Source organism: Streptomyces sp. NPDC053541, from assembly GCF_044544705.1.
GTDB lineage: Bacteria > Actinomycetota > Actinomycetes > Streptomycetales > Streptomycetaceae > Streptomyces.
The window spans coordinates 96,800-122,406 of the sequence record NZ_JBITXM010000012.1 but is presented as its reverse complement, the minus strand read 5'-3'; the positions used below and the strand labels follow the sequence as shown (position 1 = coordinate 122,406).

24 protein-coding genes are annotated in these 25,607 nt (G+C 73.0%); 5 read left to right on the top strand and 19 right to left on the bottom strand.

Annotated features, from left to right (window positions below; all coding sequences use genetic code 11):
- Positions 1-174 precede the first annotated feature (174 nt).
- The 3 genes from ACIGW2_RS29170 to ACIGW2_RS29160 form a co-directional block, all read right to left on the bottom strand.
- On the bottom strand, positions 175-537 hold the full coding sequence (locus tag ACIGW2_RS29170; RefSeq protein ID WP_356067905.1) for a cytidine deaminase: 363 nt from the start codon (positions 535-537) through the stop codon (positions 175-177).
- 100 nt (positions 538-637) lie between these two features.
- Positions 638-1,369: a hypothetical protein gene (locus ACIGW2_RS29165; RefSeq protein WP_391656430.1), complete on the bottom strand. Its 732-nt coding sequence runs from the start codon at positions 1,367-1,369 to the stop codon at positions 638-640.
- 166 nt (positions 1,370-1,535) lie between these two features.
- On the bottom strand, positions 1,536-2,354 hold the full coding sequence (locus ACIGW2_RS29160; RefSeq protein WP_391656479.1) for a helix-turn-helix transcriptional regulator: 819 nt from the start codon (positions 2,352-2,354) through the stop codon (positions 1,536-1,538).
- A gap of 158 nt (positions 2,355-2,512) precedes the next feature.
- On the opposite strand from ACIGW2_RS29160, the gene ACIGW2_RS29155 reads away from it, so the two are divergent.
- On the top strand, positions 2,513-3,919 hold the full coding sequence (locus ACIGW2_RS29155) for an MFS transporter (protein ID WP_399846970.1): 1,407 nt from the start codon (positions 2,513-2,515) through the stop codon (positions 3,917-3,919).
- A gap of 3 nt (positions 3,920-3,922) precedes the next feature.
- Here ACIGW2_RS29155 and ACIGW2_RS29150 read toward each other — a convergent pair whose 3' ends face one another.
- From ACIGW2_RS29150 to ACIGW2_RS29130, 5 genes are all read right to left on the bottom strand, one after another.
- Positions 3,923-4,276: an MmcQ/YjbR family DNA-binding protein gene (locus tag ACIGW2_RS29150; protein ID WP_391656432.1), complete on the bottom strand. Its 354-nt coding sequence runs from the start codon at positions 4,274-4,276 to the stop codon at positions 3,923-3,925.
- Entirely contained in the window at positions 4,273-5,589 is a 1,317-nt protein-coding gene (locus ACIGW2_RS29145; protein WP_391656433.1) for a hemolysin family protein, read from the bottom strand. Before ACIGW2_RS29145 ends, ACIGW2_RS29150 begins: the two co-directional genes overlap by 4 nt.
- 10 nt (positions 5,590-5,599) lie before the next feature.
- Positions 5,600-6,097, bottom strand: coding sequence for an rRNA maturation RNase YbeY (ybeY, locus tag ACIGW2_RS29140; RefSeq protein WP_356067895.1), 498 nt, complete (start codon positions 6,095-6,097; stop codon positions 5,600-5,602).
- A 12-nt stretch (positions 6,098-6,109) separates the two neighbouring features.
- Positions 6,110-7,150 carry a PhoH family protein gene (locus ACIGW2_RS29135; protein ID WP_356067894.1) on the bottom strand — a complete coding sequence of 347 codons (1,041 nt, stop codon included), beginning with the start codon at positions 7,148-7,150 and terminating at the stop codon, positions 6,110-6,112.
- A 164-nt stretch (positions 7,151-7,314) separates the two neighbouring features.
- Positions 7,315-8,427, bottom strand: a complete 1,113-nt coding sequence (locus ACIGW2_RS29130) for a PfkB family carbohydrate kinase (protein WP_361585342.1) — start codon at positions 8,425-8,427, stop codon at positions 7,315-7,317.
- A 266-nt stretch (positions 8,428-8,693) separates the two neighbouring features.
- Here ACIGW2_RS29130 and ACIGW2_RS29125 point away from each other — a divergent pair, with 266 nt between their 5' ends.
- Positions 8,694-10,043, top strand: coding sequence for an MFS transporter (locus ACIGW2_RS29125; protein ID WP_399846968.1), 1,350 nt, complete (start codon positions 8,694-8,696; stop codon positions 10,041-10,043).
- 76 nt (positions 10,044-10,119) lie between these two features.
- On the opposite strand, the gene ACIGW2_RS29120 is transcribed toward ACIGW2_RS29125, so the two are convergent.
- The 7 genes from ACIGW2_RS29120 to hrcA all read right to left on the bottom strand — a co-directional run bounded on the left by ACIGW2_RS29120 (position 10,120) and on the right by hrcA (position 16,837).
- Positions 10,120-11,118 carry an adenosine deaminase gene (locus tag ACIGW2_RS29120; RefSeq protein WP_391656435.1) on the bottom strand — a complete coding sequence of 333 codons (999 nt, stop codon included), beginning with the start codon at positions 11,116-11,118 and terminating at the stop codon, positions 10,120-10,122.
- A gap of 11 nt (positions 11,119-11,129) precedes the next feature.
- The gene (locus ACIGW2_RS29115; protein ID WP_391656436.1) at positions 11,130-12,032 is read right to left on the bottom strand and encodes a ribonuclease Z; all 903 of its coding nucleotides are present in this window, start codon (positions 12,030-12,032) and stop codon (positions 11,130-11,132) included.
- Between the two features lie 37 nt (positions 12,033-12,069).
- On the bottom strand, positions 12,070-12,429 hold the full coding sequence (locus ACIGW2_RS29110) for a histidine triad nucleotide-binding protein (protein WP_356067969.1): 360 nt from the start codon (positions 12,427-12,429) through the stop codon (positions 12,070-12,072).
- Positions 12,430-12,561: 132 nt separating this feature from the next.
- The gene (locus ACIGW2_RS29105; RefSeq protein WP_356067885.1) at positions 12,562-13,305 is read right to left on the bottom strand and encodes a 16S rRNA (uracil(1498)-N(3))-methyltransferase; all 744 of its coding nucleotides are present in this window, start codon (positions 13,303-13,305) and stop codon (positions 12,562-12,564) included.
- Positions 13,302-14,468 (bottom strand): nitronate monooxygenase, encoded by a 1,167-nt coding sequence (locus ACIGW2_RS29100; protein WP_391656437.1) that lies wholly within the window; start codon positions 14,466-14,468, stop codon positions 13,302-13,304. Before ACIGW2_RS29100 ends, ACIGW2_RS29105 begins: the two co-directional genes overlap by 4 nt.
- A 209-nt stretch (positions 14,469-14,677) precedes the next feature.
- Positions 14,678-15,817: a molecular chaperone DnaJ gene (gene dnaJ, locus ACIGW2_RS29095; RefSeq protein ID WP_391656438.1), complete on the bottom strand. Its 1,140-nt coding sequence runs from the start codon at positions 15,815-15,817 to the stop codon at positions 14,678-14,680.
- Positions 15,818-16,837, bottom strand: coding sequence for a heat-inducible transcriptional repressor HrcA (gene hrcA, locus ACIGW2_RS29090; protein WP_356067880.1), 1,020 nt, complete (start codon positions 16,835-16,837; stop codon positions 15,818-15,820).
- Between the two features lie 154 nt (positions 16,838-16,991).
- Between hrcA and ACIGW2_RS29085 the strand changes: the two genes are divergently transcribed.
- Both ACIGW2_RS29085 and ACIGW2_RS29080 read left to right on the top strand, forming a co-directional pair.
- Positions 16,992-17,726 (top strand): MBL fold metallo-hydrolase, encoded by a 735-nt coding sequence (locus ACIGW2_RS29085; protein ID WP_399846966.1) that lies wholly within the window; start codon positions 16,992-16,994, stop codon positions 17,724-17,726.
- A 101-nt stretch (positions 17,727-17,827) separates the two neighbouring features.
- The gene (locus ACIGW2_RS29080; protein WP_391656440.1) at positions 17,828-18,631 is read left to right on the top strand and encodes a DUF3097 domain-containing protein; all 804 of its coding nucleotides are present in this window, start codon (positions 17,828-17,830) and stop codon (positions 18,629-18,631) included.
- A gap of 83 nt (positions 18,632-18,714) precedes the next feature.
- On the opposite strand, the gene hemW is transcribed toward ACIGW2_RS29080, so the two are convergent.
- From hemW to lepA, 3 genes are all read right to left on the bottom strand, one after another.
- On the bottom strand, positions 18,715-19,947 hold the full coding sequence (hemW, locus tag ACIGW2_RS29075; protein WP_361585317.1) for a radical SAM family heme chaperone HemW: 1,233 nt from the start codon (positions 19,945-19,947) through the stop codon (positions 18,715-18,717).
- A gap of 76 nt (positions 19,948-20,023) precedes the next feature.
- Complete coding sequence (locus ACIGW2_RS29070; RefSeq protein WP_391656441.1) at positions 20,024-21,901, bottom strand: AMP-dependent synthetase/ligase; 1,878 nt, start codon at positions 21,899-21,901, stop codon at positions 20,024-20,026.
- Between the two features lie 170 nt (positions 21,902-22,071).
- Complete coding sequence (gene lepA, locus ACIGW2_RS29065; RefSeq protein WP_356075736.1) at positions 22,072-23,940, bottom strand: translation elongation factor 4; 1,869 nt, start codon at positions 23,938-23,940, stop codon at positions 22,072-22,074.
- Between the two features lie 185 nt (positions 23,941-24,125).
- Here lepA and rpsT point away from each other — a divergent pair, with 185 nt between their 5' ends.
- Positions 24,126-24,392, top strand: a complete 267-nt coding sequence (gene rpsT, locus ACIGW2_RS29060) for a 30S ribosomal protein S20 (protein WP_265862295.1) — start codon at positions 24,126-24,128, stop codon at positions 24,390-24,392.
- 211 nt (positions 24,393-24,603) lie between these two features.
- Here rpsT and holA read toward each other — a convergent pair whose 3' ends face one another.
- Entirely contained in the window at positions 24,604-25,593 is a 990-nt protein-coding gene (gene holA / locus ACIGW2_RS29055; protein ID WP_361585310.1) for a DNA polymerase III subunit delta, read from the bottom strand.
- Between the last annotated feature and the right edge of the window lie 14 nt (positions 25,594-25,607).

Below are 25,607 nucleotides of genomic sequence, written 5' to 3'. Positions count from 1 at the left end.
GCGGAGATCTGACGGTCCGTCGGACCGGTCGCAGTCATTGACGCGCATTCCTCACAAGAGCACAAGGCCCGTGTGTGAGCGGGTGTGAGCGAGTACGAGGGAGTGCGGAGGAGTGCGAGTGAGGAACGGCGCGGGGCCCGGTGTCCGACGGACACCGGGCCCCGCGGGTCACGCTCAGCCCGCCGTAACCGCCACGCGCAGCCGCCCGTCGGGCCCCGCGAGCAGCACCGGCGTCTCCGGCCCGCCCAGGTCGCGGACCGCGGCGCGGTCCAGGTCCGAGGGGGTCTCGGCGGCGGAGACCACGGCCGCGGCCTCCAGCGACTCCGCGCCGCTGGCCACGGCCATGGCGACCGCGGTCTGCAGCGCGCTCAGCTTCAGCGACTCCAGGGCGACGGTCCCGGCCACATAGGTGCGCCCGGTCTCGTCCCGCACCGCCGCGCCCTCCGCGACCCCGTTGCGGGCGCGGGCGCTGCGCGCCAGCGTGATGATCTTCAGGTCCTCGGCGCCGAGGTCCTCGTGCTCGCGGTTGAGTGTCATGATCCGAGGATAGGCCGGGGGCCTCTTCCCCGGGCCGGGGGCTCGGCCCTGGGGCCGGGGCTCAGCCCTGGGGCCGAGCCCCCGGTCCCGGGGTCGGGGCTCAGCCCTGGGCGGCCTTGGCGAACTTCTCGGTGGCCGTCTTGGCCAGGCTGTCGAAGTCCTTCTTGGCCGTGCCGGCGTCCGCGAGGTGCACCATGCGGAAGACACCGGCGCCCTGGCGGGCGACGGCCAGGCTGGGGCCGAGCTTGACGCCCGGCGCGACCTCCAGGGTCAGCCCGAAGGCGAGGGCCTCCTCGGCGCCCTGCGGGGCCGTGAGCTTCTTCGACTCGACCTTGATCTTCTGGCCCTCGGCCTCGACGCTGAAGCTCGCGCAGGCGTCCAGCGCCGCGGCGATCTTCTTCGTGTAGTCGGCGGCGCCGTCGGCTGCCGGGAAGGTCGCCACCTCCTGGCTGAGCTCGGAGGCGTTCTTGCCGATGGCGAAGTCGACGCTGGCGCCCTGGGTGGCGCCGTCGATGCCGGCGCTCACCATGGCGGCCAGCGGCTGGCACTCGGCCTTGTCGGCCTTGTAGACCATGTTGTCGTTCTCGACCTTCTTGGTCTTCCAGCCGGCCGGCAGGTCCTTCAGCTCCAGGGCCGCGGCCTTCATCTGGGCGGCCGTCAGCGGCTTGGCGGCCGGGGCCTCGGTGGTGGGGGCGGCGGTGGTCGCCGTCCCGGCGGCCGGCTTGTCGGCGCCGTCCTTCTTGGTGTCGTCCCCGCCACCGCACGCGGCGGTCAGGGAGAGCGCGGAGACGGCGACGACGGCGGACAGGCCACGGGTGATACGCGTACGCATGGGGCGGGGGTCCTCGAGGGTGAGAAAGGACGACGGGGACGAGCACGACCGCGTCCTGCGGTGCTGTGCTGCGTGAGGATATCCGGACCCTCCGACATCGCCGCGGCGAGGCCCCCACTTCCCCAAGAGAACACCAAAATCCCTGGTCAGAGGGCCCCTTACGGGCTCAGCCGGCCACCGGGAACATCGCCCCGCGCCGTCCCTCGGGGGAGACCAGCCACTCCAGCTTCGCGGCCGTGTCCGCCTCCGGGAGCGGGGTGTGCAGGACGATGACGAGGTCGGGCCGGGCCGGGACCCTGAGCTGGGTCGACTCGACCACCAGCGGACCGACCAGCGGGTGCGCCATCTCCTTGCGGTTCTGCCCGCCCGGCAGGATGTCCCGCCGCTCCCACAGCTCCGCGAACTCCGCGCTCGCCTCCTTGGCCTCGGCCACCACCTGGCGGAAGCCCTCGTCGTCCGGGCACTCCGAGCAGGCGGCCCGGAACTGCGCCACGACCTTCGGCGCCAGCTCCTCCCAGCTCGTCGCCCGCTCGCGGTAGAGCGGGTCGGTGAAGAAGGCGATCAGGCAGTTCTGCACGATCTCCGGCCGCATGCCGAGCACGACCGCCGCCGCGTCGTTCCACATCACCGTGTTCCAGTACTGGTCCATGATGTGCGCCGGGAACGGCATCCACGCGTCGATCAGCCGCCGCAGCCCCTCGCACATGTCCCGGTCCTCCGGGGCGGGTTCCGGTGCCGGCGGGTTCAGCGCGGCGAGCACGTACAGATGGCGGCGCTCCGTGGGGCTCAGCCGCAGCACCCGCGCCACCGAGTCCAGGACCTGCGGGGACACCGTGATGTCCCGGCCCTGCTCCAGCCACTGGTACCAGGACACCCCGACCCCGGCGAGCACCGCGACCTCCTCGCGGCGCAGCCCCGGGGTGCGGCGCCTGCCGCCGTCCGGCAGGCCCGCCTCGGCGGGGCTCACCCGGGCCCGGCGGCTCATCAGGAACTCGCGGAGCTCGGCCAGTCGGTGTGCCTTGGCGGTGGTGGACTCCAGTGCCGTGGCCACGTGTGCTTCCTCCCCCTGGATGCCTGGTGGTGCGACCAACAGGATAAGTTCCCGCTCCCCACCGTTGTTCCCGTGCCGCGAGAGTCGTGGCCATGGCAACCGTGACCTCTCCCCCGACCGAGCGACAGGACCAGTCCCCCGCCGCGCCCGTCCTCACCGGCCGCGCCCGCCTCGTCCTGTTCGTGCTGTGCGCCGCCCAGTTCATGGTGGCGCTCGACTTCTCCGTCCTCAACGTGGCCCTGCCCGTCCTCGGGGCCGACCTCGGCTTCGCGCCGTCCGCGCTCCAGTGGGCGGTCACCGCCTTCGCCCTGCCCTCCGGCGGCTTCCTGCTGCTCTTCGGCCGGATCGGCGACCTGTTCGGCCGCAAGCGGCTCTTCCTGGCCGGGCTCGTCCTCTTCGGCGCCGCGTCCCTGCTCGCGACCCTGGCCTGGAGCCCGGGCGCCTTCCTCGCCGGCCGTGCCCTGCAGGGCCTCGGCGCGGCGGCGATCGTGCCCACCGGCATGGCGCTGCTGACCACCGTCTTCCCCGAGGGGCCGCTGCGGGAGCGGGCGCTCGGCATCTCCGGCACCCTGATGTCGCTGGGCTTCACCATCGGCATGGTGCTCGGCGGCGTCATGACCGACACCCTCGGCTGGCGCTCCACCATGGGCCTGCTCGCCGTCTTCACGCTGATCGTGCTGCCGCTCGCGCCCGGCCTGCTGCCCGAGTCCCGCACCCCGGAGCGGCCCCGGCTCGACGTCCCCGGCGCGGTGACCGTCACCGGCGGACTGCTCTTTCTGATCTACGCCCTGACCACGGCGGCCGAGCACGGCTTCGGCGGCACCGACGTCCTGGTCACCCTCGTCCTCGGCGTGCTGCTGCTCCTGGCCTTCGGCGTGGTCGAGTCCCGGCACCCGGCGCCGCTGGTCTCGCTGCCGGTGCTGCGCCGCCGCACGGTCGCCTTCGGCAACCTGGGCGGTCTGGTCACCTTCTCGATGATGTCGACGATCGTCTTCGTGCTGACCCTGTACCTCCAGGAGACCCTCGGCCTGTCGGCCTTCGCCTCCGGGATCGTCTTCGGCGTCCAGGGCGCCTGCTCGGTCCTCGCCGGCATGGTCACCCCGCGGGTGATCGGCCGGCTCGGCGCCCGCCGCACCCTGGTCGTCTCGCTGGCGGGGCAGGGCCTGCTGACGGCCGCGCTGCTCCTGGTGGGCCGCGAGTCCGGCGCCGTCCTGGCCACCGTCGCCGTCTCGGCCGCCTCGATGCTGCACCTCGGCGCGATCATCTCGTACGGCGTGACCGTCACCTCCGGCGTCCGCGACGAGGAGCAGGGGCTGGCCACCGGTCTGGTCACCACCACCCAGCAGGTCGGCCTCACCGTCGGCATCCCGATGCTGGGCGTGCTCGCCACCACCGGCGGCGACCTGTTCTCCGGGGTCCGCACCGTCATCGCGCTGGACGCGGCGATCGTGCTCGGCGCGGCCGTCCTGGTCGCCCTCGGCCTGCGGCGGCGGGCCTGACGGTCAGGGCCGGTCGAGGCGGAGCCGTACCGCCCGGGGAAGACCGGCGACCACCAGGTCGTACGAGTCCTCGACGAGCTCCCGGACCAGCCGGTCCGGGAGCTCTCCCACGCGCACGGTGTTCCAGTGCCGCTTGTTCATGTGCCAGCCGGGGGTGATCGCCGGGTGCTCCCCGCGCAGCCGCACGGCCTCGTCCGGGTCGCACTTGAGGTTGACGCTGAGCGGTTCGGCGTCGAGCGTCGCCAGCGCGAACATCTTCCCGGCGACCTTGAAGACGGAGATCTCCGGGCGGAACGGGAATTCCTCCGTCGCGCCGTTGAAGTCCAGGCAGAACGCGCGCAGCTGCTCGGGCGTCATCGCTCGGCGGCCTCCCCCTCGGTTCCCTCGCCGGTCTTGCCGAGCGGCTCGACGAGCACGGTCACGATCTTGTTCCGGCGGCCGGCCGGGGACTCGGCGGTGAGCCGCAGGGTCCGCCCGTCGGGCAGCTCCACGACGGCGTTGGCGCCGGCGATCGGCACCCGGCCGAGGGCCTTGGCGAGCAGTCCGCCGACCGTCTCCACGTCCTCGTCGTCGTACTCGTCGGGGCCGAAGCCGTAGAGCTCGCCGAGGTCGCCGATGTCGAGGCGGGCGGTGACCCGGTAGCGGTCGTCGCCGAGCTCCTCGACGGGCGGCAGCTCCCGGTCGTACTCGTCGGTGATCTCGCCGACGATCTCCTCCAGGATGTCCTCGATGGTGACGATCCCGGCCGTGCCGCCGTACTCGTCGATGACGACGGCGACGTGGTTGCGCTCCTGCTGCATTTCGCGCAGCAGGTCGCCGGCGTTCTTGGTGTCGGGCACGAAGGCCGCGGGGCGCATCGTGGTGGAGACCAGGTCGGCCTCGGCGTCGCGGTTGATGTGCGTCTTGCGGACCAGGTCCTTCAGGTACACGATGCCGACGATGTCGTCCTCGTTCTCGCCGGTCACCGGGATCCGGGAGAAGCCGGAGCGCAGCGCCAGGGTGAGCGCCTGACGGACCGTCTTGTAGCGCTCGATGATGACCAGGTCGGTGCGCGGCACCATCACCTCGCGCACCAGGGTGTCGCCGAGCTCGAAGACCGAGTGCACCATGCGGCGCTCCTCGTCCTCGATCAGCGACTCCTGCTCGGCCAGGTCGACCATCGCCCGCAGCTCGGCCTCGGAGGCGAAGGGGCCCTTGCGGAAGCCCTTGCCGGGCGTGACCGCGTTGCCGATGAGGATGAGCAGCTGCGGGACCGGGCCCATGACCCGGGCCAGCGGCAGCAGCACGTACGCGGCGGCGGTGGCCGTGTTCAGCGGGTGCTGGCGGCCGATGGTGCGCGGCGAGACGCCGACGGCGACGTAGGAGACGAGCACCATGACGGCGATCGCGACGAGCAGCGCCTGCCAGGTCTCCGGGAACTCCTCCAGGCAGGCGTAGGTGACGAGGGCGCCGGCCGCCATCTCGCAGGCGACCCGGACCAGCAGCGCCACGTTGAGGTAGCGGGTCGGGTCGGAGGCGACCTGCGCCAGCTTCTCGGCGCCGCGCCGCCCGGACCGCAGGGCCTCGGCGGCCCGGAAGCTGGAGACGCGGGCGATGCCCGCCTCGGCGCAGGCGGCGAGCCAGGCGACGACGACGAGGGCGACCGCGCCCAGGATCAGCTGAGCGTTCATGACCGCCCGCTCAGGAGACGGTGGGCGCCGGAGACGGGCCGGTCAGGCCCTGCTCCGCGCGCCAGCCGTCCACGATGGCGGCCTGCAGACCGAACATCTCGGCCTTCTCGTCCGGCTCCTCGTGGTCGTATCCGAGCAGGTGCAGCACTCCGTGGACGGTGAGCAGCTGGAGCTCCTCGTCCATGGAGTGCCGGGTGGGGGCGTCCTCGCCCTGCTTCTTGGCGACCTCGGGGCAGAGCACGATGTCGCCGAGGAGCCCCTGCGGGGGCTCCTCGTCGTCCTTCGACGGCGGGCGCAGCTCGTCCATCGGGAAGGACATGACGTCCGTGGGGCCCGGCAGGTCCATCCACTGGATGTGGAGCTGCTCCATCGCCTCGGCGTCCACGACGATCACCGAGAGCTCGGAGAGCGGGTGGATGCGCATGCGCGCGAGCGCGTAGCGGGCGATGTCGAGGATCGCCTGCTCGTCGACCTCGGTGCCGGACTCGTTGTTGACGTCGATCGACATGTGCTGCTGCTTCTACTTCCCGTTGCGGCTGTCCTGACGGCCGCCGTTGCGGCTGTCGTACTGCTCGTACGCGTCGACGATACGGCCGACGAGCTTGTGCCGTACGACATCCTGCGACGTGAGCGCCGAGAAGTGCACGTCGGGGACCCCCTCCAGGATGTCCCGGACCTGGCGCAGACCGCTCTTCGTGCCGCCGGGCAGGTCGACCTGGGTGATGTCACCGGTGATGACGATCTTCGAGTCGAAGCCGAGGCGGGTGAGGAACATCTTCATCTGCTCGGGGTTCGTGTTCTGCGCCTCGTCGAGGATGATGAACGCGTCGTTGAGCGTCCGGCCGCGCATGTACGCGAGCGGCGCGACCTCGATCGTCCCGTTGGCCATCAGCTTGGGGATGGAGTCGGGGTCGAGCATGTCGTGCAGCGCGTCGTAGAGCGGGCGCAGATAGGGGTCGATCTTCTCGTAGAGCGTGCCGGGCAGGAAGCCGAGCCGCTCGCCCGCCTCGACCGCCGGCCGGGTCAGGATGATCCGGGTGACCTGCTTGGACTGCAGGGCCTGGACGGCCTTGGCCATGGCCAGATAGGTCTTGCCGGTGCCGGCGGGGCCGATGCCGAAGACGATGGTGTGCTTGTCGATGGCGTCGACGTAGTGCTTCTGGTTGAGCGTCTTGGGGCGGATGGTGCGGCCGCGGCTGGAGAGGATGTTCTGGGTGAGCACCTCGGAGGGCGTCTCGGCCGCGCCCTGTCCGTCGGTCTCCTCCCGCAGCATGGCGATCGATCGTTCCACCGCGTCCTCCGTCATCGGCTGTCCGGTGCGGAGCACCAGCATCATCTCGTCGAACAGGCGCTGAACGAGCGCGACTTCCTTCGCGTCACCGATCGCGCTGATCTCGTTTCCCCGCACGTGGATGTCGGTGGTGGGGAAGGCTTCCTCGATCACGCGCAGCAGGGCGTCTCCGGAACCCAGGACCATCACCATGGGGTGCTTGGCGGGGACCTTGAACTGGGCGCGGGCCTGCCCCGGCGCGGGGGTGTGGGCTGTGGGTGTCTGAGTCATGGGCCGGCACTGTGGCCTGCGCATACCTCCCGTTGCGGGGTTCTCGCTGCTCGACAACCTCTCGGATACCAAGCCTACGACTCGCCCCGGACATCCCTGAACGGATTTACGGGGGCGGGGTCCCCGGCGCGCGGGGCGGGTCCTCAGGGCGCGGGGGCGGGTCCTCAGGGCGCGGGCGCGGGCCGGAAGCCGATGGTGGGGACGGCCCGGCGCAGCGGCCAGGGGCGGGCCGGGGCGGGGAGCAGCCGCTCCAGGAAGGCGTAGCGGTCGCGCAGCGCGGCCGGGTCCTGGCACTCGTGGCCCTGGACGTGCTGCCACCAGGCGGCGATCTCGCCCCAGGTCGGCGCGGACAGCGAGCCGCCGAACTCCTGGACGGAGAGGGCGGCGGTGAGCCCGGCGAAGGCGAGCCGGTCGGCGAGCGGCCAGCCGGCCAGGGTGCCGGTGACGAAGCCGGCGACGAAGACGTCCCCGGCGCCGGTCGGGTCGAGCGCCTCGACCTGGATGGCCGGCACCTCGGCGGTCTCGCCGGTGGCGCCGTCGACGGCGTAGGCGCCCTCGGAGCCGAGGGTGACGACGGCGTAGCGCACCTTGTCGGCGAGGGCGCGGGCGGCGGCCCGGGGGCACTCGGTGCGGGTGTAGCGCATGGCCTCGGCGGCGTTGGGCAGGAAGGCCTCGCAGTGCTCCAGGTCGGTCAGTCCGGCGAGGTCCCAGCGGCCGGTGTCGTCCCAGCCGACGTCGGCGAAGACCTTGGCGCCGGCCCCGGCGGCCCGGGCCACCCACTCCTCGCTGCGGCCGGGCACCAGGGAGGCGACGGCGGCGCGCGCGTGCGGCGGGCAGGCGAGCGGGCCGGCGGGCAGCGTGCCGTCGAGGGGCGGGGCGGCGTGGCCGTGCGAGACCATCGTGCGCTCGCCCTCGTAGGCCATGGAGACGGTGACGGGCGAGTGCCAGCCGGGCACGGTGCGCGAGAGCGAGAGGTCGATGCCCTCGCCCTGCTCCAGGGCGTCCCAGCAGTACTCGCCGTAGTGGTCGTCGCCGAACGCGGCGGCCAGCGAGGTGCGCAGGCCGAGCCGGGCGAGCGCGGTGGCCATGTTGGCGACGCCGCCGGGGCTGGAGCCCATGCCGCGGGCCCAGGACTCGGTGCCGCGGACGGGGGCGCTGTCGAGCCCGGTGAAGATGATGTCGAGGAAGACGGTGCCGGTGAGGAAGACGTCGCACTCGGGGTCGGTGGGCTCGCGCAGCCGCCCGAGCGGGTCGACGTCGGTGTCGCGTTCGGTCACGGCAGGCTCCCCGTTCGTGGTGCGGCGGATCGCATGGTGCTGATCCGGACAGTGTGCCCGAAGGGGACGGTGAGACGGGGCTGACGCAACGAGATCGCCATGGGATACCCCGTGAATCCTTTTCCAAACCGATCGTGACCCACATCACAGACCGAATCGGGGGATAACGCCTTCTCCGCCCACTCGGATGCTTGATACACATGGTGCCGCGACCCCGTGGCCAACCGGGCGCCATCTCATTTCCCCGTTCAGTTCCTGGAACGCCCATGCCGTCGCGCCCTCCGCGTGTCCTGGGGGCGGTCACCGCTCTCGTCGCCCTCTTCACGGCCGGATACCTCGCCCCGTACCTGCTGCCGACCGTCGTCGGCCGGCTGTCCGCGGGCCTCGGCCTCGGTCCCGCCCAAGCCGGTCTGGTCGGCTCGATCCTGCTGCTCGGCTCGGCCTCCGCGGGCTTCGCGCTGGCCGCCCGGGTCGAGCGGATCGGCCCCCGCCGGGCGGCCCGGGCCGGACTGCTGCTGATGTTCCTCGGATACGGCACGGCCGCGGCGAGCTCGCTCGTGCCGCTGGTCGTGGCGGGCGCGGTGGTCGGCGGGTTCGGCTCCGGCACGGCGACGGCGGTCGCCGCGGCGGGCATCGCCGGCCGCCCGGACCCGCACCGCGCCTCGGCCCTCGGGCTGCTCTCGGTCTCCGCGACCGCGGGCGCGCTCTATCTGACCCTGCCGCACCTGGGCGGCGGGCACACGCTGCCGTTCGCGGCGATCGCCGGCACGGCACTGCTCGTCGCGCCGAGCACGGCCTGGCTCCCGGACGGACGCGGCACCCGGGCCACGCCGGTGCCCGGAGCGGGCGCGAAGGGCCGCCTGCCGCAGCGCGCGGCGGGCACGGTCCTGGCGGGCGCGATCCTCCTGTGGTCGATGGCGCAGAACGCGCTGTGGGGCGTCAGCGGCCGGATCGGCCTGACCCAGGCGGGGCTCTCGGAGGTGGCCCTCGGCCTGGTGTTCGCGCTGGCGCTCGGCGCGGGACTGCTCGGGGTGATCGGCGCGGGCGCGCTGGGCTCCCGGCTCGGCCGCGCGGTGCCGATCGGCGTGGGCACGGCACTCATCGCCGCCTGTGTGCTGCTCAGCTCGGCGGCCCGCGGCCCGGCCTCCTTCGCGACCGGCGAGATCGCCTGGAACACGGTCTACCCGGTGGTCCTGTCCTACCTCCTGGGCCTCGCCGCCTCCCTCGACCCGCGGGGCCGCTGGGCGGTCCTGGTCGGCTCGGCGTCCTCGCTCGGCGTGGCCTGCGGCCCCGTCGTCGGCAGCCTCCTGTCCGAGGCCGCCGGCTACCCCGGCATGGGCCTGACGCTCTGCGCCCTGCTCCTCCTGGTCGCCGTCCCGATGACCGCCGTGGCCCGCCACGCCTCCGGCCGCCCGCTCGTCCCCGGCTCCGTCCGCCGCCGCGGCGGCGCCCCGGCGGCCGTCCTGGCCGCGACGACCACCCCCACCGGCCTGGTCCCGCAGATGGGCGCCCCGGAGCAGGAGATCGCCCCGCTGCCGGTCCCGGCCACGCCGACCACCCCCCGCCGCCGCCCGGCGAAGTCGTCCTTCCGCCTGGCGAGGCCGGGGAAGGGATAGGGGCCCGCACGAGGCCGCGCGCAGGCCGCACGGGGCAGGCGCGGGGCCCGCACGGGGCAGGCGCGCGGGGCAGGCCCTACGCCCGCTCGAACTCGTACGCCTCGACCTCCGCGAGGTACCGCGCCCGGCGCGGCTCGTCGTCGTCCAGGAAGGACGCCTCGAAGGAGTTGCGCGCCAGGGTGCGCAGCTCCTCCTCGCCGAGGCCGAGCGCGGCCCGCACCGCGTCGAAGTTGTCGCCGGCGTAGCCGCCGAAGTAGGCCGGGTCGTCCGAGTTGACCGTCGCCACCAGACCGGCCGCCAGCATCTCCCGCAGCGGGTGGTCCGCCAGGACGTCGATCGCCCGCAGCCGCACGTTCGACAGCGGGCACAGCGTCAGCGGCACCCGTTCCCGGACCAGCCGGTCCACCAGGTCCGGGTCCTCCAGGCAGCGCAGGCCGTGGTCGACCCGCTCCACGCCGAGGACGTCGAGCGCCTCGCGGATGTAGGACGCCGGGCCCTCCTCGCCCGCGTGGGCGACCCGCCGCAGCCCGAGCCGCGCCGCCTCCTCGTACACCTCGCGGAACTTCGCCGGCGGGTGCCCGACCTCCGCCGAGTCCAGACCGACGCCGACGATCCGGTCCAGATACGGCTTCGCCGCCTCCAGGGTGGCCATCGCCGACGCGGCCGGCTCGTCGCGCAGGAAGCACATGATGAGCCGGGTCGAGATCCCGTACCGCTCCTCGGCACGGTCCAGGGCGGCGCCGAGGCCCTCCACGACCACGCCCATCGGCACCCCGCGCGCCGTGTGCGCCTGCGGGTCGAAGAAGATCTCGGCGTGCCGCACGCCCTGCTCCGCGGCCCGCGCCAGATAGGCGTCGGCGAGCTCGGTGAAGTCCTCGGCGGTGCGCAGCACCGCCATCAGCGCGTAGTACAGGTCCAGGAAGGACTGCAGGTCGCTGAAGCGGTACGCCTCGCGCAGCGCCTCGGTGTCCGCGTACGGCAGCGTCACCCCGTTCCGCCGGGCCAGCGCGAACGCCAGCTCGGGTTCCAGGGTGCCTTCGATGTGCAGGTGCAGTTCGGCCTTGGGTACGGGCATGGTTCTCGGTGCTATCTCTTCGGTACGGGGACCCTCATCAGGTCCTGGGCAATACTCAGCTCCCCCTCGAACCCCGCCGCCCGCGCCTGCCGCTCGAACTCCCCCGGGTCCGCGTAGCGCTGCGAGAAGTGCGTCAGGACCAGGTGCCGCACCCCCGCGTCCCGCGCGACCGCCGCCGCCTGGCCGGCCGTCAGGTGCCCGTGGTCGGCGGCGAGCCGGGCGTCCTCGTCGAGGAAGGTCGACTCGATGACCAGCAGGTCGACCCCCTCGGCGAGCGCGTGCACCCCCTCGCACAGCCGGGTGTCCATGACGAACGCGAACCGCTGCCCGCGCCGCACCTCGCTCACCTCGTCGAGGCTCACCCCGCCGAGCACGCCCTCGCGCTGGAGCCGGCCCACGTCGGGCCCCTTGATGCCGTGCGCGGCGAGCCGCTCCGGCAGCAGCCGCCGCCCGTCGGGCTCGACCAGCCGGTAGCCGTACGACTCGACGGGGTGCGAGAGCCGGCGCGCCTCGATCACGTACGCCCCGGTGTCGGCCAGGACCCCGTCCGCGGCGACCGGCGCCTCGGTCAGGCGCACCGTCTCGCGGTACGCCGTCGCGTACCGCAGCCGGTCGAAGAAGCGCTGCCCGCTCGCCGGGTAGTGCGCGGTGACCGGGTGCGGCACCTGGTCGAGGTTGATCCGCTGGATCACCCCGGCGAGGCCGAGCGAGTGGTCGCCGTGGAAGTGCGTGACGCAGATCCGGTGCAGGTCGTGCGCCGCGACCCCGGCCCGCAGCATCTGCCGCTGGGTGCCCTCACCGGGGTCGAAGAGGATGCCGGTGCCGTCCCAGCGCAGCACGTAACCGTTGTGGTTGCGCTGCCGGGTCGGGACCTGGCTGGCCGTGCCGAGGACGACCAGTTCGCGTACGGACACGGGAGGGTCCTGCCGTTCTGTCTTCCGGGCGGTGCGTCTATCCGGGCGGCCAGTTGAGGCCGCGGCCGCCCAGCACGTGCGCGTGCGCGTGGAAGACGGTCTGGCCGGCGCCGGCGCCGGTGTTGAAGACGATGCGGAAGCCGCTGCCCTCGACCTTCTCCTGCGCGGCGACCTCACCGGCCTCGCGCAGCACGTCGGCGGCGACGCTCGGCGCGGCGGCGGCGAGCGAGGCGGCGTCCGGGTAGTGCAGCCGCGGGATGACCAGGACGTGCGACGGCGCCTGCGGGTTGATGTCGCGGAACGCCAGGGTCGTCTCCGTCTCGCGCACGATCGTCGCCGGGACCTCCCCCTCCGCGATCTTGCAGAACAGGCAGTCGCTCTGCGGCTCTCCGGCCATGGCCCGGGCCTCCTCGCCTCCGTCGATCATCATCCGTACACGCGCATGCTATCCGGGCGCGCCGACAGCGGCGCCCACCACCGGCCGCGCCCGCCAGGGGGCGTGACCGGCGGCGCTCAGGACCAGCGGCGCTCAGGACCAGCGGCCGGTCCGCCCCAGCACGAGCGCCGCGGCCGCCGTGCCCGCCGTGGAGGTGCGCAGCACGCTCGGCCCGAGCCGGTACGGCGCGGCCCCGGCGGCCTCGAACAGCGCCAACTCCTCCGGCGACACCCCGCCTTCGGGCCCCACGACCAGCACGACCGAGCCCTCGGCGGGCAGCTCGGCGGTGGCGAGCGCGCCGCTCGGGTGGTCCCGGTCCTCGTGCAGCACGGCCGCGAAGTCCGCCTCCGCGAGCAGCGCGGCGACCTGCTTGCCGGACATCAGCTCGGCGACCTCGGGGAACCGGGTGCGGCGGGACTGCTTGCCGGCCTCGCGGGCGGTGGCCCGCCACTTGGCCAGCGCCTTCTGGCCGCGCTCGCCCTTCCACTGGGTGATGCAGCGGGACGCCGCCCACGGCACGATCGCGTCGACCCCGGTCTCCGTCATGGTCTCGACGGCGAGTTCGCCGCGGTCGCCCTTCGGGAGGGCCTGGACGACGGTGATCCGGGGCGCCGGCTCGGGGTCGGCGTGGACGGCGGTGACCTCGACCGTCAGCTGGTCCTTGCCCTCGGCGGCGGCGACCACGCACCGGGCCCAGCCGCCGCGCCCGTCGGTGAGCACCAGCTCCTCGCCGGCCCGCAGCCGCTTCACGGACACGGCGTGCCGGCCCTCGGGCCCGTCGAGGAGGAAGCCGCCGACGGCGGGCACGGCGTCGACGACGAAGACGGGTGCGGTCACGAGGAACTCCTGTCACTGGAGGAGGACGGGGACGGGGACGGGGAGGAGACCGGCTCCCGGTACTGGCCCGGGGCCGTGGAAAGGGGGGCGCCCAGGTCGGCGCGCGCGGCCGTCAGCTCGGCGGCCAGCAGCTCGACGAGCCGCCCGGCCGGCAGCTCGCGCACCAGCCGGTGCCCCTGGCCGGCCCACAGGGCCATCCCCTGCGGGTCGCAGGCCGTCGCGGCCGCCTTGCGCAGCGGGGCGGTCAGATGGTGCACCTCGGGGTAGGCGGCGGGGGCGTACGGCCCGTGCTCCCGCATGAAACGGTTCACCAGACCGCGCGCCGGACGCCCCGAGAACGCCCGGGTCAGCTCCGTGTGGGTGAACAGCGGATCGGTCAGCGCCCGCTTGTGCAGCGGATGCGCGCCCGACTCCGGGCACACCAGGAAGGCCGTGCCCAGCTGGGCCGCGTCGGCACCGGCCGCGAGCACGGCGGCGATCTGCCGGCCGCGCATGATCCCGCCGGCCGCGACGATCGGCAGCCGCACGTGCTCCCGGACCTCGGTGAGCAGCGCGAGCAGCCCGCGGCCCCGCCCGCCGCCCCCGCCGGGCGCGTCGGCCGGGTCGTCCCGGTGGGTGCCCTGGTGCCCGCCGGCCTCGACGCCCTGCACGCAGATCGCGTCCGCCCCGGCCCGCTCGGCGGTCCGGGCCTCCTCGACCGAGGTGACGGTGACGATCGTGTACGTACCGGCCCGGGCGAACGCGTCCAGCGCGTCCCGGTCGGGGCAGCCGAAGGTGAAGGAGACCACCGGCACCGGGTCGTCGAGCAGGATCGCCAGCTTGGCGTCGTACGCGTCGTCCCGGCCCTGGTCCGGATCGCCCAGCTCGGTCTCGTACCAGCCGGCCTCGCCCGCCAGCTGGTGCCGGTAGACCTCCACGGCGGCGCGGTCGGCGGGCTGCCCGCCGGGCGGCATGAACAGGTTCACCCCGAAGGGCCGCGCGGTCAGCGCACGGACCCGCTTGACCTCCTGGTAGAGCCCGCCGGCCGTCTTGTACCCGCCGGCCAGGAAGCCGAGCCCCCCGGCCTCGCACACGGCACCGACGAGCTCGGGAGAGGAGGCGCCACCCGCCATGGGGGCCTGCACGATCGGAAGACGCGCGAGATCGTTCAGTGCGGTGGACATGCAGGCATCGTGTCATGCCCCGCCGACCCGCCCGAAACGCGAGGGACGCCCCTCACCACGGAGAGTGAGGGGCGCCCTTCGACGACGTGGGGACGTCAGCGCCCGTTGAACGCGTCCTTCAGACGCGAGAACAGCCCCTGCTGCCCCGGCTGCCTGTGCCGCCCCGGGGGACAACCCCCGGACCCCCGGCAACCGGGCCACCCGCCGGCCTAGCGCCCGTTGAACGCGTCCTTCAGACGCGAGAACAGCCCCTGCTGCCCCGGCTGGAACTGCCCCTGCGGGCGCTCCTCGCCGCGGAGCTTGGACAGTTCGCGCAGCAGGCGCTCCTGCTCCGGGTCGAGCTTGGTCGGGGTCTGGACCTCGACGTGCACGATCAGGTCGCCGCGGCCGTTGCCGCGCAGGTGGGTGACGCCGCGGCCGTGCAGCGGGATCGACTGGCCGGACTGGGTGCCCGGGCGGATGTCGACGTCCTCCAGACCGTCCAGGGTCTGGAGCTGCACCTTCGTGCCGAGCGCCGCCGCCGTCATCGGCAGCGTGACCGTGCAGTGCAGGTCGTCGCCGCGACGCTGGAAGACCTCGTGCGGGACCTCGTGGATCTCCACGTACAGGTCGCCGGCCGGGCCGCCGCCGGGGCCGACCTCGCCCTCGCCGGCGAGCTGGATCCGGGTGCCGTTGTCGACACCGGCCGGGATCTTGACCGTGAGCGTGCGGCGGGAGCGGACCCGCCCGTCGCCCGCGCACTCGGGGCACGGGGTCGGGACGACGGTGCCGAAGCCCTGGCACTGCGGGCAGGGCCGCGAGGTCATGACCTGGCCCAGGAAGGACCGGGTGACCTGGGAGACCTCACCGCGGCCGCGGCACATGTCACAGGTCTGCGCGGAGGTGCCGGGCGCGGCGCCCTCGCCGGAGCAGGTGGTGCAGACGACGGCCGTGTCGACCTGGATGTCCTTCGTGGTGCCGAAGGCCGCCTCCTCGAGGGTGACCTCCAGGCGGATCATCGCGTCCTGGCCGCGCCGGGTGCGCGACCGCGGGCCGCGCTGGGACGCCGTACCGAAGAAGGCGTCCATGATGTCCGAGAAGTTGCCGAAGCCGCCCGCGCCGAAGCCACCGGCCCCCGCGCCGCCGCCGGAGGCGGACAGCGGGTCGCCGCCGAGGTCGTAGACCTGCTTCTTCTGCGGGTCCGAGAGCACCTCGTAGGCGGCGTTGATCTCCTTGAACCGCTCCTGCGTCTTCGGGTCCGGGTTCACGTCCGGGTGAAGTTCACGGGCGAGTCGGCGGAAGGCCTTCTTGATCTCGTCCTGCGACGCGTCGCGGCGTACGCCCAGTACGGCGTAATAGTCCGTGGCCACTTACGACTCCGCCAGGATCTGTCCGACGTAACGTGCCACTGCGCGTACCGCTCCCATCGTTCCGGGGTAGTCCATGCGGGTCGGTCCGACCACGCCGAGTTTGGCGACTGCCTCGCCGCCGGAACCGTAGCCGACCGAGACGACGGACGTGGACGTGAGGCCCTCGTGGGCGTTCTCGTGCCCGATCCGCACGGTCATGCCTGATTCCTTGGCCTCGCCGAGCAGCTTGAGGAGCACGACCTGCTCCTCCAGGGCTTCCAGGACGGGCCTGATCGTCAGGGGGAAGTCGTGTCCGAAGCGGGTGAGATTGGCGGTGCCGCCGATCATCAGCCGCTCCTCGTGCTCCTCCACGAGGGTTTCGAGGAGGGTCGCGAGCACCGTCGAGACCGTACCGCGGTCCTCGGCGTCCTCGAACGACTCGGGCAGGTCCTGCACCAGCTGCGGCACGTCCGCGAAACGGCGGCCGACGACACGGCTGTTGAGCCGGGCCCGCAGGTCGGCCAGGGAGGTCTCGCCGAAGGGCGCCGGGCAGTCGATGACCCGCTGCTCGACCCGGCCGGTGTCGGTGATCAGCACCAGCATCAGCCGGGCGGGGGCCAGCGAGAGCAGCTCCACGTGCCGCACCGTCGAACGGGTCAGCGAGGGGTACTGCACGACGGCGACCTGCCGGGTCAGCTGCGCGAGCAGCCGGACCGTGCGGCCGACGACGTCGTCGAGGTCGACGGCCCCGTCGAGGAAGTTGTGGATCGCCCGCCGCTCCGGGGTGGACAGCGGCTTGACGCCGGCCAGCCGGTCGACGAAGAGGCGGTAGCCCTTGTCGGTCGGGATGCGGCCGGCGCTGGTGTGGGGCTGGGCGATGTAGCCCTCCTCCTCCAGGACCGCCATGTCGTTGCGCACGGTGGCCGGAGAGACGCCGAGCCGGTGGCGCTCGGTGAGCGCCTTGGAGCCGACGGGCTCCTCCGTGCCGACGTAGTCCTGGACGATGGCGCGCAACACCTCGAGCCTGCGTTCACTGAGCATCGCGCGCACCTCCAGCTGTTTCCGGTTCCGGTTGCTCCGCTTTTGGCACTCCCCCTGTCCGAGTGCCAGCGATCCCGCGGCCAGTGTACGGCGGCGGGCATCGCTCCTGGCAAGGAGGCGGCGTCGACCGCGCCGGACCGGATAGCGTCGCGGCATGGACGTGACGCGGGACGTGGACTGGGAAGCCTACGGCTGGGAGCGGCTCGGCGAGGGCGTGGGACGCCGCAGGCTGGCGGGCTGGGACGCCACCGCGGGCCTGGTGATCGGGCGGGACGGGGTGCTGCTGTACGACACGGGCGCCACGCTCGCGCAGGGCGCCGAGCTCCACGCGGATGTGGCGGCTCTCACGGGCGGCCGCAGGGTGACGCACATCGCACTCAGCCATCCGCACTTCGACCACGTCCTCGGCACGGCGGTCTTCGCGGGCGCGGAGGTGTTCGGCGCGGTCGGCGTGGACGCGCTGCTGCGGCGGGAGGCCGAGGAACTGCGGCAGGACGCGGTACGGCACGGGGTGGACGAGGCGGCCGCGGCGGAGGCCGCCGAGGTCCTCGTCGCGCCCCGGCACCTGGTGAGCGGCGAGTGGACGCTCGACCTGGGCGACCGCCAGGTGCTCCTGGCGAACGTCGGCCCCGGGCACTCCGGCCACGATCTGGCACTCTGCGTGCCGGGCGCCCCCGAGGTGGTCTTCTGCGGCGACCTGGTGGAGGAGTCCGGCGAACCGCAGGCCGGCCCGGACGCCCTCCCGGCCCGCTGGCCGGCCGCCCTGGACCGGCTGCTCGCGCTGGGCGGCGAGGACGCGGTGTACGTGCCGGGGCACGGCGCGGCGGTGGACGCGGCGTTCGTCCGGCGCCAGCGGGACGAACTGGCCCGCCGCTTCGCGGTCTCGTAGCGGGCGGCGGGGTGGGCGGGGCGCGGGCCCGGCGACGCGGCGTCGCCCGAACGAGCGGGCGGTGACGGGAGACTGACGCCCCATCGGCGAGAATCGGGGCCATGCGCAGCTACAACCCGGATCTCACCCCGCCCTGGAAGCGCTCGGCCCCCGTGCCGGAGGTGCCGGCCGACCCCGACCTGGTCGTCGAGGAGGTCTCGACCGGCTTCTGCGGGGCGGTGATCCGCTGCGAGGCGGGCACGGTGACCCTGGAGGACCGCTTCGGCAAGCACCGGGTCTTCCCGATGGAGCCGCGCGGCTTCCTCCTGGAGGGGCGGCCGGTGACGCTGGTCCGTCCCTCCCGCCCCGCCCCCTCCCGCCCCACCCGCACCGCCTCCGGCTCGATCGCCGTCCCGGGGGCCCGGGCCCGGGTGGCCCGCGCGGGCCGCATCTACGTCGAGGGCCGGCACGACGCGGAGCTGGTCGAGCGCGTCTGGGGCGACGACCTGCGGATCGAGGGCGTCGTCGTCGAGTACCTGGAGGGCGTCGACGACCTGCCCGCGATCGTCGACGCCTTCGCGCCCGCACCGGACGCCCGGCTCGGCGTCCTGGTCGACCACCTGGTCCCGGGCTCCAAGGAGTCCCGCATCGCCGCCCAGGTCTCCTCCCCCGACGTCCTCGTCGTCGGGCACCCGTACGTCGACGTCTGGCAGGCCGTGAAGCCCGCCGCCCTCGGCATCCCGGCCTGGCCCACGGTGCCCCGGGGCCAGGACTGGAAGACCGGCGTCTGCCGCGCCCTCGGCTGGCCGGACCACACGGGCGCCGCCTGGCAGCACATCCTGTCCCGGGTCACCTCCTACAAGGACCTGGAACCGGAGCTGCTGGGCCGCGTGGAGGAACTGATCGACTTCGTGACGGCGCCGTAGCGGCCCCCCGCGCGTGGCGGCGAACGGCGCGGGGGCCTGCGGCGGATCAGGGCCGGGTCCGGCCCTGATCCGCCGGACAGGCGCTAGTCCACCAGGTCCCGCACCACCGCGTCCGCCAGCAGCCGCCCGCGCAGGGTCAGGACCGCGCGGCCCCCGGCGTACGGCTCCGGGGCCAGGAGGCCGTCCGCGAGGGCACGCCCGGCCGCGGCCAGGCCGGCCGGCTTGAGCAGGCCCAGCTCGACGCCCTCGCGCAGCCGCAGCTCCAGCAGGATCCGCTCCACGCGCCGGTCCTCGTCCGACAGGACCTCGCGTCCGGCGCCCGGGGAGCGTCCCTCGCCCAGCGCGGCCGCGTAGGCGCCCGGGTGCTTCACGTTCCACCAGCGCACCCCGCCGACGTGGCTGTGGGCGCCGGGGCCGGCGCCCCACCAGTCGGCTCCGCGCCAGTAGAGCTCGTTGTGGAGGCAGCGGCCGGCCTCCGAGGTGGCCCAGTTGGACACCTCGTACCACTGGAAGCCCGCCCCGGACAGCACGTCCTCGGCGATCAGGTAGCGGTCGGCGTGCACGTCGTCGTCGGTCATGGGTATCTCGCCGCGCCGGATCCGCCGGGCGAGCTGGGTGCCCTCCTCGACGATCAGCGCGTAGGCGCTGACGTGGTCCGGTCCGGCGCCGATCGCCGCGTCGAGCGAGGCCCGCCAGTCCTCGTCGGTCTCGCCGGGGGTGCCGTAGATGAGGTCGAGGTTGACGTGCTCGAAGCCGGCGGCGCGCGCCTCGCCGACGCAGGCCTCGGGGCGGCCGGGCGTGTGGGTGCGGTCGAGGACCTTCAGGACGTGCTGCCGGGCGCTCTGCATGCCGAAGGAGATCCGGTTGAAGCCGCCCTCGCGCAGGGTGGCCAGATACGCGGGGTCGACGGACTCCGGGTTGGCCTCCGTGGTCACCTCGGCGTCCTCGGCGAGCCCGAACTCGTCCCGGATCGCGGCGAGCATCGTGACGAGGTCGTCCGCGTCGAGCAGCGTGGGCGTGCCGCCGCCGACGAAGACGGTCCGCACGGGGCGCGGGTCGTCGCCGAGCACCTTGCGGGCCAGCCGTATCTCCTCGACGACCTGCCCCGCGTAGTTCTCCCGCGAGGCGAGCACCCCGCCGGCACCGCGCAGCTCGCTCGCGGTGTAGGTGTTGAAGTCGCAGTAACCGCACCGGGTGGCGCAGTACGGCACGTGCAGATAGAACCCGAGCGGTCGCTCCCCGGCGCCCTGCAGGGCGCTCGCGGGCAGCGCTCCGTCCTCGGGCATGGGCTCACCATCGGGCAGTACGGAAGGCATGCAGCCATTGTCCCGTACTGCCCGACGGCCCCGCCGAGCCTGTGGAAAACTTCCCTCCGCGAGGGAGATCCGCAGGTCAGGCCTCCCGCGCGCCCTCGTACATCTCGTCGATCAGGTGCTGGTAGGTCCGCTCGACGACGGGGCGCTTCATCTTGAGGCTCGGGGTGAGCTCGCCGTGCTCGACGTCGAGGTCGCGCGGCAGGAGGCGGAACTTCTTGATGGTCTGCCAGCGCTGCAGCCCCTCGTTGAGGCGGGCGACGTAGCCCTCGACGAGCTTCTCGACCTGCGGGGAGGCGACGACCTCGGCGTAGCTCTTGCCGGCGAGGTCGTGCTCGGCGGCCCAGCCGAGGATGGCGGGCTCGTCGAGGGCGATGAGCGCGCTGCAGTAGTTCCGGTCGGCGCCGAGGACCACGATGTTGGAGACGAAGGGGCAGACGGCCTTGAACTGGCCCTCGATCTCCGTCGGGGCGATGTACTTGCCGCCGGAGGTCTTGAAGAGGTCCTTCTTGCGGTCGGTGATCCGCAGGTAGCCGTCGGCGGACAGTTCGCCGATGTCGCCGGTGTGGAACCAGCCGTCGGACTCCAGGACCTCGGCGGTCTTCTCCGGCAGGCCGTGGTAGCCCTCCATGATGCCGGGGCTGCGGAGCAGGATCTCGCCGTCGTCGGCGATCCGGACCTCGGTGCCGGGCAGCGGCTTGCCGACGGTGCCGGTGCGGTAGGCCTCGCCGGGGTTGACGAAGGAGGCGGCGGAGGACTCCGTCAGGCCGTAGCCCTCCAGGATGTGGATGCCGGCGCCGGAGAAGAAGTAGCCGATGTCGGGGGCGAGGGCGACGGAGCCGGAGACGGCGGCGCGCAGCCGGCCGCCGAAGGCCTCGCGGAGCTTCTTGTAGACGAGGGCGTCGGCGACCTTGTGCTTGGCGCTGAGGCCGAAGGGCGCGGTGGCGGCGCCGGTGCGGCGGAAGTTGTCCTGGGTGACCCGGGCGTACTCGCGGGCCACGCCGGCCGCCCACTGGAAGATCTTGTACTTGGCGCCGCCGCCCTCGCGGGCCTTGGCGGCCACGCCGTTGTAGACCTTCTCGAAGATGCGGGGGACGGCCGCCATGTAGGTGGGCTGCACGACCGGCAGGTTGACGATGATCTTGTCGATGCGGCCGTCGACGGCGGTGACGTGGCCGACCTCGATCTGGCCGGAGGTGAGGACCTTGCCGAAGACGTGGGCGAGCGGCAGCCAGAGGTACTGCACGTCCTCCTGGGTGACGAGGCCGGTGGCGGCGATGGCCTTGGCCATGTACGACCAGCTGTCGTGGCGCAGCCGCACGCCCTTGGGGCGGCCGGTGGTGCCGGAGGTGTAGATGAGGGTGGCGAGCTGGTCCTTGGTGATCGCGGCGACGCGTTCCTTGACCACCTCGGGGTGCTGGTCGAGGTAGGCCTTGCCGCGGGCCTCCAGGTCGGCGAGGGTGAGCACCCACTCGTCGCCGGTGTCGACGCCGTCGGCGTCGATGACGACCACGTGGTGGAGGTGGGGGAGCTCGGCCCGGCGCTCGACGGCCTTGGCGAGCTGGGCGGCGTTCTCGGCGATCAGGACGCGCGAGTCGGAGTCGGAGAGGATGAACGCCGACTCCTCGGCGTTGGTCTGCGGGTAGACGGTCGTGACGGCGGCGCCGGCGCACATGACACCGAGGTCGGCCAGGATCCACTCGACGCGGGTGGCGGAGGCGAGGGCGACCCGCTCCTCGGGCTCGACGCCGAGGTCGATGAGGCCGGCGGCGATGGCGTGGACACGCTCGGCGGCCTGCGCCCAGCTGAGCGACTTCCACTCGTCGGGACCCTGGCCGGAGGCGGCCGGTACCGGGTAGCGGTAGGCCTCGGCGTCCGGGGTCCGCTCCACGCGCTCCAGGAAGAGCGCCGCCACGGACGGCGGCCGGTTCTCGATCAGGGTCTGTGTGTCGCTCACGACGTCCTCCGGGCGGCGGCGGTGCGGTCAGGCGGGGCGTAACTAACTGGCGAGTAACCTTCGAGCGGCTTCAGAGTAGAGCGCCGGGGACTGGCGCGTAAGGGCTTGCATATAACGAACGGGTCTGCACGCCCTTGGCGCGCAGACCCGTTCGCGGTGGCACGGGGCGGCTACTTCTTGGCCTTGCCGGCCGACTCGTCGCTGGAGAGGACGGCGATGAAGGCCTCCTGCGGGACCTCCACGGAGCCGACCATCTTCATGCGCTTCTTGCCTTCCTTCTGCTTCTCGAGCAGCTTCCGCTTGCGGGAGATGTCACCGCCGTAGCACTTGGCGAGGACGTCCTTGCGGATGGCGCGGATGGTCTCGCGGGCGATGACCCGGGAGCCGATGGCGGCCTGGATGGGCACCTCGAAGGCCTGCCGCGGGATGAGCTCGCGCAGCTTGGCGACGAGCCGCACACCGTAGGCGTAGGCGGCGTCCTTGTGGGTGATCGCCGAGAAGGCGTCGACCTTGTCGCCGTGCAGCAGGATGTCGACCTTCACGAGCGAGCTGCTCTGCTCGCCGGTGGGCTCGTAGTCGAGCGAGGCGTAGCCGCGGGTCTTGGACTTCAGCTGGTCGAAGAAGTCGAAGACGATCTCGGCGAGCGGGAGGGTGTAGCGGATCTCGACGCGGTCCTCGGAGAGGTAGTCCATGCCGAGGAGGGTGCCGCGCCGGGTCTGGCAGAGCTCCATGATCGAGCCGATGAACTCGGAGGGGGCGAGGATCGTGGCGCGCACGACCGGCTCGAACACCTGGTCGATCTTGCCCTCGGGGAACTCGCTCGGGTTGGTGACCGTGTGCTCGCTGCGGTCCTCCATCACGACGCGGTAGACCACGTTGGGGGCGGTGGCGATCAGGTCGAGGCCGAACTCGCGCTCCAGGCGCTCGCGGATCACGTCGAGGTGGAGCAGGCCGAGGAAGCCGACGCGGAAGCCGAAGCCCAGGGCGGCGGAGGTCTCCGGCTCGTAGACCAGCGCGGCGTCGTTGAGCTGGAGCTTGTCGAGCGCGTCGCGCAGCTCGGGGTAGTCGGAGCCGTCGAGCGGGTAGAGGCCCGAGAACACCATCGGCTTCGGGTCCTTGTAGCCGCCGAGCGCCTCCTCGGCCCCCTTGCTCTGCGAGGTGATCGTGTCGCCGACCTTCGACTGGCGGACGTCCTTCACGCCGGTGATCAGGTAGCCCACCTCGCCGACGCCGAGGCCGTCGGACGGCAGCATCTCGGGCGAGTTGGTGCCGATCTCCAGGAGCTCGTGAGTGGCGCCGGTCGACATCATGCGGATGCGCTCGCGCTTGTTGAGCTGGCCGTCGACGACCCGGACGTAGGTGACGACGCCGCGGTAGGAGTCGTAGACCGAGTCGAAGATCATCGCGCGGGCCGGGGCGTCGGCGTTGCCGACGGGGGCCGGGATGTCGCGGACGACGCGGTCGAGCAGCGCCTCGACGCCCATGCCGGTCTTGGCGGAGACCTTGAGGACGTCCTCGGGCTGGCAGCCGATGAGGTTGGCCAGCTCCTCGGCGAACTTCTCCGGCTGGGCGGCCGGCAGGTCGATCTTGTTGAGCACCGGGACGATGGTGAGGTCGTTCTCCATCGCCAGGTAGAGGTTGGCCAGGGTCTGCGCCTCGATGCCCTGGGCCGCGTCCACCAGCAGGATCGTGCCCTCGCAGGCGGCGAGCGAACGGGAGACCTCGTAGGTGAAGTCGACGTGCCCCGGCGTGTCGATCATGTTCAGGATGTGCGTCCTGCCCTGCTCGGGCCCCTCGGTGGGGGCCCAGGGCAGACGGACCGCCTGGGACTTGATCGTGATGCCGCGCTCACGCTCGATGTCCATCCGGTCGAGATACTGGGCGCGCATCTGCCGCTGGTCGACCACTCCGGTCAGCTGGAGCATCCGGTCGGCAAGGGTCGACTTGCCGTGGTCGATGTGCGCGATGATGCAGAAATTGCGGATCAGAGCCGGGTCGGTACGGCTCGGCTCGGGCACGTTGGTAGGAGTCGCGGGCACGCAGGGTTCTCGTCTCGGGCGATGTTCAGAACGGATACGTAGGCTCCATCGTCCCATGACTGCGGGCCGGTGCTCGGTTTGGGCGGTCTGGAGGGGGGCTGATACCGTGGACAGCTGTGTCTCGTGTGCCCTCTCAGCTGCGCGGCACATCCTGAAGAAACATCGAACCTGTAAAGGCTCTTTTCGTGGCGAACATCAAGTCCCAGATCAAGCGGAACAAGACCAACGAGAAGGCGCGCCTGCGCAACAAGGCCGTCAAGTCGTCGCTCAAGACCGCGATCCGCAAGGCCCGCGAGGCTGTCGCCGCCGGCGACCTCGAGAAGGCCACCGTGGCCGCTCGTGCCGCTTCGCGTCAGCTCGACAAGGCTGTCTCGAAGGGCGTCATCCACAAGAACGCCGCCGCCAACAAGAAGTCGGCGCTGGCCACCAAGGTTGCCACCCTCCAGGGCTGAGCTCTGATGTGACCGGCCGCACGGGACTCCAGCGGGCCCTCTAACCGCTCCCGGCGGCCACCCCGGCTCGTACGCGAGACGCGTTCGCCACGCGTGTACGGGCCACCCGAGCAGCACCCCGCGGGCCCCGCCGTCCTCCTTCCCCAGGAGGCGGCGGGGCCCGCGGCTTTTCCGTGTGCCGTACGGGCCGGGGCGGGCCGGGCCGCGTGCGTCAGGGGCGGCGCATGCGGGCGGCGCGGGCGATCGTGACGACGGCCTTCTCCAGCGCGTACTCGGGGTCGTCGCCGCCGCCCTTGACGCCCGCGTCGGCCTCGGCGACCGCGCGCAGGGCCAGGGAGACGCCGTCGGGGGTCCAGCCGCGCATCTGCTGGCGGACCCGGTCGATCTTCCAGGGCGGCATGCCGAGCTCGCGGGCGAGGTCGGCGGGGCGGCCGCCGCGGGCCGAGGAGAGCTTGCCGATGGCGCGGACGCCTTGGGCGAGGGCGCTGGTGATGAGGACGGGGGCGACGCCGGTCGACAGGGACCAGCGCAGGGCCTCCAGGGCCTCGGCGGCGCGGCCCTCGACGGCCCGGTCGGCGACGGTGAAGGAGGAGGCCTCGGCGCGGCCCGTGTAGTAGCGCCCCACGACGGCCTCGTCGATGGTGCCGTCCACGTCCGCGGTGAGCTGGGCGACGGCGGAGGCCAGCTCCCGCAGGTCGCTGCCGATGGCGTCGACGAGCGCCTGGCAGGCCTCGGGGGTGGCCGAGCGGCCGAGGGCGCGGAACTCCTGGCGGACGAAGGTGAGCCGCTCCGCGGGCTTGGTGGTCTTCGGGCAGGCCACCTCGCGGGCGCCCGCCTTGCGGGCCGCGTCGAGGAGGCCCTTGCCCTTGGCGCCGCCGGCGTGCAGCAGCACCAGGGTGATCTCCTCGGCCGGGTCGTCGAGGTAGGCCTTGATCTCCTTGATGGTGTCGGCCGGGAGGTCCTGCGCGTTCCGCACGACCAGGACCTTGCGCTCGGCGAAGAGCGAGGGGCTGGTCAGCTCGGCGAGCGCGCCGGGCTGGAGCTGCTCGGGGGCGAGGTCGCGCACGTCGGTGTCGGCGTCGGCGGCCCTGGCGGCCGCCACCACCTCGCGCACGGCGCGGTCGAGCAGCAGGTCCTCCTGGCCCACGGCGAGCGTGAGCGGGGCGAGGAGGTCGTCGGGTGAAGACTTCTTGGTGGCCATCGCGGTCAAGGATC

What these genes read in the sequence shown, in the direction of transcription:
- ACIGW2_RS29170 (WP_356067905.1), bottom strand. Translation starts at nt 537, where the DNA reads ATGACACTCAACCGCGAGCACGAGGACCTCGGCGCCGAGGACCTGAAG.
- ACIGW2_RS29165 (WP_391656430.1), bottom strand. Translation starts at nt 1,369, where the DNA reads ATGCGTACGCGTATCACCCGTGGCCTGTCCGCCGTCGTCGCCGTCTCC.
- ACIGW2_RS29160 (WP_391656479.1), bottom strand. Translation starts at nt 2,354, where the DNA reads ATGAGCCGCCGGGCCCGGGTGAGCCCCGCCGAGGCGGGCCTGCCGGAC.
- ACIGW2_RS29155 (WP_399846970.1), top strand. Translation starts at nt 2,513, where the DNA reads ATGGCAACCGTGACCTCTCCCCCGACCGAGCGACAGGACCAGTCCCCC.
- ACIGW2_RS29150 (WP_391656432.1), bottom strand. Translation starts at nt 4,276, where the DNA reads ATGACGCCCGAGCAGCTGCGCGCGTTCTGCCTGGACTTCAACGGCGCG.
- ACIGW2_RS29145 (WP_391656433.1), bottom strand. Translation starts at nt 5,589, where the DNA reads ATGAACGCTCAGCTGATCCTGGGCGCGGTCGCCCTCGTCGTCGTCGCC.
- ybeY (WP_356067895.1), bottom strand. Translation starts at nt 6,097, where the DNA reads ATGTCGATCGACGTCAACAACGAGTCCGGCACCGAGGTCGACGAGCAG.
- ACIGW2_RS29135 (WP_356067894.1), bottom strand. Translation starts at nt 7,150, where the DNA reads ATGACTCAGACACCCACAGCCCACACCCCCGCGCCGGGGCAGGCCCGC.
- ACIGW2_RS29125 (WP_399846968.1), top strand. Translation starts at nt 8,694, where the DNA reads ATGCCGTCGCGCCCTCCGCGTGTCCTGGGGGCGGTCACCGCTCTCGTC.
- ACIGW2_RS29120 (WP_391656435.1), bottom strand. Translation starts at nt 11,118, where the DNA reads ATGCCCGTACCCAAGGCCGAACTGCACCTGCACATCGAAGGCACCCTG.
- ACIGW2_RS29110 (WP_356067969.1), bottom strand. Translation starts at nt 12,429, where the DNA reads ATGGCCGGAGAGCCGCAGAGCGACTGCCTGTTCTGCAAGATCGCGGAG.
- ACIGW2_RS29100 (WP_391656437.1), bottom strand. Translation starts at nt 14,468, where the DNA reads ATGTCCACCGCACTGAACGATCTCGCGCGTCTTCCGATCGTGCAGGCC.
- hrcA (WP_356067880.1), bottom strand. Translation starts at nt 16,837, where the DNA reads ATGCTCAGTGAACGCAGGCTCGAGGTGTTGCGCGCCATCGTCCAGGAC.
- ACIGW2_RS29085 (WP_399846966.1), top strand. Translation starts at nt 16,992, where the DNA reads ATGGACGTGACGCGGGACGTGGACTGGGAAGCCTACGGCTGGGAGCGG.
- ACIGW2_RS29080 (WP_391656440.1), top strand. Translation starts at nt 17,828, where the DNA reads ATGCGCAGCTACAACCCGGATCTCACCCCGCCCTGGAAGCGCTCGGCC.
- hemW (WP_361585317.1), bottom strand. Translation starts at nt 19,947, where the DNA reads ATGCCTTCCGTACTGCCCGATGGTGAGCCCATGCCCGAGGACGGAGCG.
- holA (WP_361585310.1), bottom strand. Translation starts at nt 25,593, where the DNA reads ATGGCCACCAAGAAGTCTTCACCCGACGACCTCCTCGCCCCGCTCACG.